Origin of the sequence: Methanothermococcus sp. (genome assembly GCF_015523155.1) — an archaeon.
GTDB lineage: Archaea > AGJL01 > Methanococci > Methanococcales > Methanococcaceae > Methanofervidicoccus.
In genome coordinates, this window is record NZ_WAKW01000016.1 from 23,573 (window position 1) to 33,200 (window position 9,628).

Annotated in this window: 9 protein-coding genes, 4 tRNA genes and 1 rRNA gene; 11 read left to right on the top strand and 3 right to left on the bottom strand. The window is 33.4% G+C overall.

The window, feature by feature from the left end; genetic code table 11:
* Window positions 1-21: 21 nt before the first annotated feature.
* From hemC to purD, 3 genes are all read right to left on the bottom strand, one after another.
* Window positions 22-930, bottom strand: coding sequence for a hydroxymethylbilane synthase (hemC, locus tag F7B34_RS02320; protein ID WP_292460047.1), 909 nt, complete (start codon window positions 928-930; stop codon window positions 22-24).
* A 50-nt stretch (window positions 931-980) separates the two neighbouring features.
* Window positions 981-2,129, bottom strand: a complete 1,149-nt coding sequence (locus F7B34_RS02325; RefSeq protein ID WP_292460049.1) for an alanine--glyoxylate aminotransferase family protein — start codon at window positions 2,127-2,129, stop codon at window positions 981-983.
* A 170-nt stretch (window positions 2,130-2,299) separates the two neighbouring features.
* Window positions 2,300-3,631, bottom strand: coding sequence for a phosphoribosylamine--glycine ligase (gene purD, locus F7B34_RS02330; protein WP_292460051.1), 1,332 nt, complete (start codon window positions 3,629-3,631; stop codon window positions 2,300-2,302).
* Between the two features lie 150 nt (window positions 3,632-3,781).
* On the opposite strand from purD, the gene F7B34_RS02335 reads away from it, so the two are divergent.
* The 11 genes from F7B34_RS02335 (at window position 3,782) to rrf (ending at window position 9,628) form a co-directional block, all read left to right on the top strand.
* Window positions 3,782-4,174: a DUF2111 domain-containing protein gene (locus tag F7B34_RS02335; RefSeq protein ID WP_292460053.1), complete on the top strand. Its 393-nt coding sequence runs from the start codon at window positions 3,782-3,784 to the stop codon at window positions 4,172-4,174.
* A 79-nt stretch (window positions 4,175-4,253) separates the two neighbouring features.
* Window positions 4,254-4,691 carry a methanogenesis marker 5 protein gene (locus F7B34_RS02340; protein WP_292460055.1) on the top strand — a complete coding sequence of 146 codons (438 nt, stop codon included), beginning with the start codon at window positions 4,254-4,256 and terminating at the stop codon, window positions 4,689-4,691.
* Window positions 4,692-4,819: 128 nt separating this feature from the next.
* Window positions 4,820-6,004: a TIGR00375 family protein gene (locus F7B34_RS02345; RefSeq protein WP_292460057.1), complete on the top strand. Its 1,185-nt coding sequence runs from the start codon at window positions 4,820-4,822 to the stop codon at window positions 6,002-6,004.
* Between the two features lie 73 nt (window positions 6,005-6,077).
* Window positions 6,078-7,307: an MFS transporter gene (locus tag F7B34_RS02350; RefSeq protein WP_292460059.1), complete on the top strand. Its 1,230-nt coding sequence runs from the start codon at window positions 6,078-6,080 to the stop codon at window positions 7,305-7,307.
* A gap of 10 nt (window positions 7,308-7,317) precedes the next feature.
* Window positions 7,318-7,968: a protein-L-isoaspartate O-methyltransferase gene (locus F7B34_RS02355; protein ID WP_292460061.1), complete on the top strand. Its 651-nt coding sequence runs from the start codon at window positions 7,318-7,320 to the stop codon at window positions 7,966-7,968.
* A gap of 154 nt (window positions 7,969-8,122) precedes the next feature.
* Window positions 8,123-9,022 carry a pyridoxal 5'-phosphate synthase lyase subunit PdxS gene (gene pdxS, locus F7B34_RS02360; protein ID WP_292460063.1) on the top strand — a complete coding sequence of 300 codons (900 nt, stop codon included), beginning with the start codon at window positions 8,123-8,125 and terminating at the stop codon, window positions 9,020-9,022.
* Window positions 9,023-9,143: 121 nt separating this feature from the next.
* Window positions 9,144-9,217 (top strand) — tRNA-Thr (locus tag F7B34_RS02365).
* A gap of 22 nt (window positions 9,218-9,239) precedes the next feature.
* Window positions 9,240-9,317 (top strand) — tRNA-Pro (locus F7B34_RS02370).
* 22 nt (window positions 9,318-9,339) lie between these two features.
* Window positions 9,340-9,413: transfer RNA gene (locus F7B34_RS02375), tRNA-Tyr, on the top strand.
* Window positions 9,414-9,421: 8 nt separating this feature from the next.
* Window positions 9,422-9,495, top strand: a tRNA-Lys gene (locus F7B34_RS02380).
* Window positions 9,496-9,514: 19 nt separating this feature from the next.
* Window positions 9,515-9,628, top strand: a 5S ribosomal RNA gene (rrf, locus tag F7B34_RS02385).

Here is a 9,628-nt window from a genome sequence, read left to right on the forward strand (position 1 = left end):
TAAATATTAATATTCTTTATATCATAGATTATTTTTTATTTTTTTTCCAATGTTGATACTAGTTTCTTTAACTAAATTTATGTTTTCAATTCCACATTGAATTTTGCCCTCTTTTGATATTATAATATTACCCCCATTTAACTCATAAACAGCACTACATTTTAAATATAGTTCGTTATTTTTAATATCATAATTAGCCAGAGCCCCAAAGGGTGCCTGGCATCCACCACCATATCCCCTCAATGCCCATCTTTCTGCAATTGATTCTATATATGTTTTGTCATCGTTTATTTTTTTAAGAATATTTATTATTTCTTTATTATCTTTTCTTGAAGCAATCCCTATAATTCCTTGGGCAGGAGCGGGCAATATATCAAGTCTTTTATAATCAAACTCAGATAAATCCATTTTCAGCCTATTTAATCCAGCTTCTGCCAAAATAATGGCATCATACTGATGTTCCTTTAATTTTTTCAGTCTCGTGTCAATATTTCCCCTTAATAATTTCGTCTTTAAATTTGGATGCTTTATGGATAAAAAAGCCTTTCTTCTAATACTTGAAGTTCCCACAATTAATTCATCTTTTTCAATATCCATATCGTCGTTTTTATTCCATATTATTAAATCATGGTAGCTTTCCCTTTTTGGAGTTGCAGATATTGTTAAATTTTCATTCCACACCGTTGGGACATCCTTTAAGCTATGGACGGCTATATCTATTTCATTATTTAGCATTTTAATATCAAGCTCTTTTGTAAAAACTCCCAATCCGAGCTCAGATAATTTTGTTTTTTGGTTCCTATCCCCTGCGGTTTTGATAATTTTTATCTCGATATCGAGGTTTTCATTTAAATTTTCCAAAATATTCTTTACATAATATGTTTGAGCAAGTGCTAATTTGCTTCCCCTTGTTCCAATAGTTATTTTCAAGATTTCACCTTAAAAGTAAAAAAGAGAGATATATCATTATATTATTTCAATTATATTCTTAATATCTCTTTTGCTGCATCAATTCCACTATTTACATCATAGCCCAATTCTCTAAATGCCATTTCAACAGCACCCAATGTTCCCAATATATGATATTCCCTTGCCTTTCCCATATGCCCTATTCTAAATATTTTTCCACTCACCTGAGCTTGACCACCTGCTACAAGTATGCCATATTTGTTAGCAAGTAATTCTCTAAATTCTGAATCTACAATCCCCTTAGGATATTTAGCAGAGGTTACAGTCACTGACCTTGCCCCTTCCTTTGCGAATAATTCAATACCCATAGCTTCTAACCCCGCTCTTGTGGCTTTTGCAAGTTTTTCATGTCGTTTAAATCTATTTTCAAGACCTTCATCAAGTACCATTTCAAGAGCTTCATTCATAGCATAGGTTAATGAGACTGATGGTGTATATGGTGTTTCTTTTTTACTTTCATATCTTTTTTTGTAGGCGTTAATATCTAAGTAGAATGATTTTGTTTCTGTTTTACTTATAACATCCCATGCCTTTTCACTTACAGATATCGCCGCCATTCCTGGTGGAGCTGCAATACACTTCTGTGAGCCTGTAACACAAATGTCAATATTAAATTTATCTACATTTACATAATCCCCACCAAGAGATGAAACAGTATCTACAACATATAATGCATTATATTCTTTGACTATATCACCTATTTCTTTAATTGGATTTCTAACACCTGTTGAGGTTTCGTTATGAACAACAGTAACAACTTTAATATCTGGGTTTTTCTCCAAAATTTCCCTTACCTCTTCAGGTTTTGCATCGTCACCCCACTCATTTTCCAACCTAATAACATCTGCCTTATACACCTCGGCTATTTTGCAGAACCTTTCTCCAAAGTTTCCGTTTGTAATAGTTAATACCTTATCCCCTTTATCAACGGTATTTGAAATAGCCATATCCATTGCCGATGTTCCTGAACCTGTGATTAAATATACATCATTTTTTGTCATGAAAACTTTTTTCATTTTTTCTATTGTATCCTCTAATAATTCACTATATTCTTTTGTTCTGTGGCCTATTATCGGATTTGCCATTGATGTTAAAACATTATTTGGAACCATTGTAGGTCCTGGAATCATTAAAAGTTTTTCATAATCTAACTTTTTCATCTTTTATCACTTCTTTTATCTTATCACTTCTTCTTTTTTATAAGTAATATATTTATATTATTTATAAAGTTTATCTTTTAAAATTTAATATATATTATTATGCATTTTACAATACTTTAATATTTAATTTATTTTTAATTTATTTTTTGTTTTTAATTATCACTTCTGCTTTATTTCCTAAGTTTTTTCATTTTCTCTATTCTCTTGTTTATTAAATTCAATGTTCCAATGTCTTTTCTATAAAATATATCTCCCCTTATGTGCTGTATGGCACTTTCTGCTATTTTTTCTGCTTCTTTAATATTATCTGCCACTCCAACAACTGCTGCACTTCTTGAACCAGTGGTGTATAATTTTCCATCCTTTTCATTTATAGAGGCATAATATAATATTGCACCAATTTTTTTTATTTTGTCCTCATCAATAAATATTTCTCTGTCTTTCACTGGATTTAATGGATAGCCTTGTGGAACAACATATTTACAAACTGTTGCTTTGTTTTCAAATTCTATGTTCATTTTGTTTAATTCGCCGTTTGCTATGGCATTGCATACTTCTACAAAGTCATTTTTTAGTATAGGTAGTAGATTCATAGCTTCAGGGTCTCCAAATCTTGCATTGTATTCGATTATTTTTGGCCCATCTACTGTAAGCATGAACTGCCCATATAATATTCCTTGGTATGCCCCTACTTCTTTTTTAATGGCTTCCACTGTATTTTTCATTATTTCTTTTGCTTCGTCCAAATCATTTTCTGTTAAAAATGGTAGGTTGTGATCTGAACAGGAGTATGAACCCATACCACCGGTGATTGGACCTTTGTCGTTTTCATATGCATGAGGGTGGTCTTGAACTGGCGGCATGAATATTATGGTTTTTCCATCGACAAAACCATGGAGTGTGAATTCAACACCTACAAGTTTTTCCTCGATTATTAATTTTCCACCACCTATGCTCTTTTCAAATATTTCCTTCGCATACTCCTTAGCCTCTTCGTTGTCCTTTAACTGCTCACCAACAACCTTTACACCTTTCCCACCTGTTAATCCAACAGGTTTAACGACGACCTCTATTCCTAAATTTGTCATTTTATCGATAAACTCTTCCACCCCATCGTAGCTGTTGAATGCACTATACTTTAATGAACCTTTTATTTTGTATTTTTTAAAGAGATTCCTCATAAACTCTTTACTTGTTTCAATTTGTGCAGGGAGTTTTTTAGGTCCTACTGTGGGTATGCCAATTTCCCAAAGCATATCTGCAACTCCAATACCCAAAGGGGCTTCTGGACCTATCACTGCCAAATCAGGTTTTACCTCTTCTGCAAATTTTTTTATTGCATTTAAATCTGTTTCAGCATTCAATGAAACTTTTTCTGAAATTTTGGATATACCCGGGTTTTTGTTTTTCATTAATGTGTATAATTTTACAGAGTTATTTTTTTTTAGAGCTCTTGCAATAGCATGTTCTCGAGCTCCTCCACCTATTAATAAAACATCCATCATATCACCATAACTTCTTTAATTTATTTTTATTATAAATATAATAATATTAATTTTTATATTTTAATTTTATATATTTCACCACACCACAACATAATTATTAAATATTAATTAATTATATGTATAATTATTAAAAGATACGGTGAAATCATGTTAAAGAATGTTTTAAAAAAGGGAGATGCCAACGATATATTACCAATAGCCTATGCAGTGCATTTATTGGTAAATAAAGTTCCAATAGCTATGCGGTCCAAAGAAAAACCAGGGGTAAGAATTGAAAAAGGTGAGCTCGTAGATGCCAAATATGAAGGCTATGTTCTGAAACTTGCCATTGAATTGGGAAAAACATTAAGGGTAAGTGCCACAGTAGGACCTTATGCAGGACTTCCAGTAATTGTGGTACCTATAAAAGATGGAAATGATATATTGGGGGCCATAGGGGCTGTTGATATAACTGCTGGAATATTTGAAGAAATACTATCACTCTCAAGACGACCAGAATTATCCAAATTCTTGCCTGATGAGGCTTATCCAAAAATCTAAAAAAATTATAAAATAAATAAAATATTTTATATTATAATTACTAACTCATAATTAGTTTCTACAATATTACGGTGATAATGTGAAAAAAGTATTCATTTACCCGCCAAACAGTCTTATATTGGGAGATTTAGTGGAAAGATTTGGACACAAACCCTTGATGTTAAACAATGTAATCGGCGAAAAAGTAAGAACTGCGGAAATTGACAGCCCACCTTTAAATATGACTGATGAAGACCCTAAAAAAGGGCTTAAATATGCTGCAATTGAAGTTCCATCGGGAGTTAGGGGAAGAATGTCTTTGATAGGTCCATTGATTGAAGAGGCTGATGCTGCAATTATTATGAATGAGGCTCCCATTGCCTTTGGATGTGTAGGATGTGCAAGAACAAATGAGCTCTCAAAATACCTTATAAGAAGAAGAGAAATACCAAGGTTAAATTTAATATATCCAAAGAATGAGGAAGAGGCAAAGGTTGTAGTTCAAAAAATAGCTTCATTTTTGAAGGAGCTCGAATAATATTTTTTAATGATTATATCTTATTTTAATTTTTTTAGATTGGTTTTTAGATAAAATATTTTATATTTTCAATTATATAGTTTTACAGTTTTTTATTATAATATTTAATAAATTAACAAGGTGGTTGTATGATTGTAAATGCAGATTTACACATTCACTCAAAATTTGCAAAGGGAACATCTAAGTATATGGATATTGAGCACATAATAAAATATGGAAGATTAAAAGGGCTTGATATTATTGGGACTGGGGATTGTCTTCATCCAAAACATCTTGAAGAGATTAAAAAATACAAGAATAACAACCATTTGCTTTTAACCACTGAAATAGAAGATAAAAACCGTGTTCATCATCTTGTTTTTTTGCCAAATATATCAAAAGCTGAGGAACTAAGAACTACCTTAAAAAAATACTCCAAAAACATTGATACAGAGGGAAGACCAAGGGTTGTTTTAAATGGTAAAGAACTTTTTGAAATAGTTAAAGAAGTTGGGGGACTTATTGGACCAGCACATGCATTCACACCATACACTAGTTTATATAAATCTTTTAATTCAATATATGAGTGCTATGAAAAGAAACCAGATTTTGTAGAACTTGGATTATCCGCAGACACAGATATGGGTGATATGGTAGAGGAACTTAGAGATATCCCATTTTTAAGCAATTCTGATGCTCATTCTTACCACCCCCATAGATTGGGAAGAGAATTTAATCAAATTAAAATAGGCAATGTTGGGAACCTTGAAGAAAATTTTGAAGAGGTAAAAAAAGCTATAAAAAATAATAAAATCACTGCAAATTATGGTATTGACCCAGCACTTGGAAAGTACCATTTAACGGCATGTTCAAACTGCTATTTAAGATACCATATTAAAGATGCTGAAAAATTAAACTTTAAATGCGCTGAATGCGGTGGAAGAATTAAAAAGGGAGTGCATGACAGAACTTTGGAATTATCAAAGGATAAGAAAATTATTCATCCAGATTTTAGACCCCCATATTATAAGATAATTCCTCTATCTCAAATAATATCCCTTTCAATTGGGAAAAACATAGGAACAAAAGTGGTAGATTCGCTTTGGAGGAAGTATATCGATACATACCACAATGAGATTAATATTCTTACAAATGTTGATATATCGGATTTAACAAAAATAAACGAGAAAGTTGGGAAGACAATTGATTTGTTTAGAAGAAATAAAATATATATTTATCCAGGAGGTGGCGGAGAATATGGAAAGATAATGAAAACTCCACCAAAAATAAGATGGTATAACCCCAAATTAACACTGGATAGTTGGATAAAATAAAAATAAATAGATATTAAAATAAATAGAAATAATAGGCATATAGAAATTAAGCAAAACGATATTGGGGTAAATAATGAGTAATATAAAATATACAATGGGAGATGATGGCAAAGTAAATCCGATGGAAATTGTAATAATTTTGTGGATTACTATATTTGTAACAATGCTTGGTATTGGGTTGATAGCTCCGCTTATGTCAATTTATGCCAAAGAATTGGGGGCATCAAATTTTGAAATAGGTATTATTTTTGGTTCTTTTGCAATTGCAAGAACCATAGCCCAAATTCCTATTGGAAGTTTATCCGATAAATACGGTAAAAAAATATTCATTTTAATAGGAACATTTTTTTATGGTATTTTTACATTGATGTATGCTTTTATAAATTCTGTAAGTGGATTGTTATTAGTCAGGTTATTTAATGGAGCATTTTCTTCGTTTATAACCCCTGTTGCTGGTGCATATGTTGCCACCATTGCTCCAAGGGAAAAACTTGGAGAATATATGGGTATATTTAATTCTTCAATAAGTGTTGGATTTGCTATGGGTCCTCTTATAGGAGGTTTTCTTGCGGAGTGGTATGGTATAAAAACGCCTTTTTATTTTTGCGGAGCTCTGGCGTTCCTTGCATTTTTAATTAGTTATTTTAAATTAAAAAATGTAGTGGTTGATAGCAATGGAAAATGGAAATATATTTCAGAATGTATTGTTAGGAAGGAGGTTGAATTTAGTAAAAGTATATTATCTTTTGAATTTTTAAAAAATAGATATTTTTTAATATCATATATAATAAATACAGCATATATGGCAGTTAATGCAGGCATAATAGGATATTTAGCAGTTTATGCTTCAAATTATAATATTGGAATAGCCTATGTTGGATTTTTAATAGCTTCCACAAACTTAGTCATGGGGACCCTTCAAAGAAAATTTGGAAGAATTTATGATAAAGTAGGAAACTCTGTTATATATATTGGATTAATAATTGGGGGTTTTGGAGTTTATGCTCTTTCCATATCTAACTCCCCCATAAGTATGTTTATATCCTTAGTGGTAATGGCTCTTGGGGGTGCAATGTACGTTCCTGCCATAAATGCATTAGCTATGAATGATATACCTCATTATAAAAAGGGAGGAGCTATGGGATTTTTTACAACCAGCTTAAACATCGGAATGTTTATTGGTGCGGTGGTTCTTGGATTTATTGCCGATTATGTGGGATTGTCCAATATGTATAAATTTTCTGCTGTAATTTTATGTGGAGTATGTATTGGAGCATATATTGCCATGAGAAAAAGGATATAAAGGTGATTTTATGGTGATATCAAAAATGATTCCAATAGTGGAGAGGTTAATGAATGAAGGATATATAAAAAATAACAAAGTAGCCGAGGCCCTTCTAAAAGTTCCGAGGGAGAAGTTTGTTCCAAAGGAGCTCAGGGATTACGCATATATTGACACACCCTTAAACATTGGTTATGGCCAAACTATTTCAGCCATTCACATGGTTGCCATAATGTGTGAAGCCCTTGATTTAAAAGAAGGTCATAAGGTTCTTGAAGTTGGAACAGGTTCTGGTTATCATGCCGCAGTTGTGGCCGAGATTGTTGGAAAAAATGGGCAGGTGGTAACAATAGAAAGAATACCTAAACTGGCTGAAAAAGCTGAAAATGTGTTGAGAGAATTGGGGTATGATAATGTGATAGTAATTTGTGGAGATGGAACATTGGGGTATGAACCCCTTGCACCCTATGATAGAATATATATAACCGCAGCAGGTCCGGATATTCCAAAACCTTTAATTGAACAGTTGAAAGATAATGGAAAACTTGTAGCTCCAGTTGGTCAATATATTCAGAATTTAATAGTGGTGGAGAAAAAAGGTAAAAAATTAATAAGGAGAAACATAGGAGAAGTAGCGTTTGTACCATTAGTTGGAGAGGAAGGGTGGCATATTGAAGAATAAGGCGGATTATTATCATAATTATAAAATTAATAATTAATAAATTAATATAAATTAATAGATTAATTTCGATAATGTTAAATATATAAAAAATAATTAAAATGAATATTAAAAATTATATTAAAAATTATAACATATAAAATAAAGAGGTATAATTATGAAAAAAATCGGAACTGAACTTTTAAAAAGAGGATTTGCAAAAATGGTAAAGCATGGAGTTGTAATGGATGTTACAAATGTTGAACAGGCACAAATTGCTGAGGATGCAGGAGCTACTGCGGTAATGGCTTTGGAAAGAGTTCCAGCAGATATAAGAGCTCAAGGTGGAGTAGCAAGAATGTCAGACCCTGAAATGATATTGGAGATAAAAGATGCTGTGTCAATTCCTGTAATGGCTAAGGCAAGAATAGGTCATTTTGTTGAAGCTCAGGTTTTAGAGGCAATTGGCGTTGATATGATTGATGAGAGTGAGGTATTAACCCCTGCTGATGAAGTAAATCATATCGATAAAAAAGCATTTAAAGTTCCATTTGTATGCGGTGCGAGAAATCTTGGAGAGGCATTAAGAAGAATTGATGAAGGAGCTGCAATGATAAGAACAAAAGGAGAAGCTGGAACAGGAAATGTTGTTGAAGCTGTAAAACACATGAGGGCAGTAAATGAAGGTATTGCAAGAGTTGTTGGATACTATGAAATGGGTCTTGATAGGGAGCTCGTCCAAATGGCAAGAAATGAATTGAAGGTTCCATTGGATTTGGTATATGAAGTGGCAAAATTAAAAAGATTGCCAGTAGTTAATTTCGCAGCAGGGGGTATTGCAACACCAGCTGATGCGGCATTGATGATGCAGATGGGATGCGATGGTATATTTGTAGGTTCTGGTATTTTTAAGTCAGGAAATCCTGAAGAGAGAGCAAAAGCAATTGTTGAGGCAACATACAATTATGATAAGCCTGATGTAATAGCAGAAGTCAGCAAAAACCTTGGAGAAGCCATGGTTGGAATTAACATTGAGGACATTCCAGAGAAGGAACTCCTTGCAAAAAGAGGAGATTAAACTTATATATTTTTATTATTTTATTATATATTTTTTATTTTTAATTACACTCATCAATTTAAATTATTAAAACCGAAAGGTTTATATAGTAGAAGGGTATTATTCAGTTTGCAAACAAAATGCCTCGGTGGCTCAGCCTGGTAGAGCGCCTGACTTGTAATCAGGTGGTCGGGGGTTCGAATCCCCCCCGGGGCTTGATGTTTCAGAATGTTTAATAGGGCCTGTGGGGTAGCCTGGTCCATCCTTTGGGATTTGGGATCCTGAGACTCCAGTTCAAATCTGGGCAGGCCCACCATTTGTTATTTAATTAATCTTACCCGGCGGTAGTTCAGCGTGGTAGAACGGCGGACTGTAGATCCGCATGTCGCTGGTTCAAATCCGGCCCGCCGGACTACAATTGGGCCCGTAGCTTAGTCTGGTAGAGCGTCTGGCTTTTAACCAGGCGGTCGAGGGTTCGAATCCCTTCGGGCCCGCTACAATTAACATTTTTGACATGACGGTCATAGCGGAGGTGCCACATCCGATCCCGTTCCGATCTCGGAAATTAAGCCCTCCAGCGATACCCTAAGTACTGCCTTTTGGTGGGAACAGGGTGACGCCGTCAGC

What these genes read in the sequence shown, in the direction of transcription:
- F7B34_RS02325 (WP_292460049.1), bottom strand. Translation starts at nt 2,129, where the DNA reads ATGAAAAAGTTAGATTATGAAAAACTTTTAATGATTCCAGGACCTACA.
- purD (WP_292460051.1), bottom strand. Translation starts at nt 3,631, where the DNA reads ATGGATGTTTTATTAATAGGTGGAGGAGCTCGAGAACATGCTATTGCA.
- F7B34_RS02335 (WP_292460053.1), top strand. Translation starts at nt 3,782, where the DNA reads ATGTTAAAGAATGTTTTAAAAAAGGGAGATGCCAACGATATATTACCA.
- F7B34_RS02345 (WP_292460057.1), top strand. Translation starts at nt 4,820, where the DNA reads ATGATTGTAAATGCAGATTTACACATTCACTCAAAATTTGCAAAGGGA.
- F7B34_RS02350 (WP_292460059.1), top strand. Translation starts at nt 6,078, where the DNA reads ATGAGTAATATAAAATATACAATGGGAGATGATGGCAAAGTAAATCCG.
- F7B34_RS02355 (WP_292460061.1), top strand. Translation starts at nt 7,318, where the DNA reads ATGGTGATATCAAAAATGATTCCAATAGTGGAGAGGTTAATGAATGAA.
- pdxS (WP_292460063.1), top strand. Translation starts at nt 8,123, where the DNA reads ATGAAAAAAATCGGAACTGAACTTTTAAAAAGAGGATTTGCAAAAATG.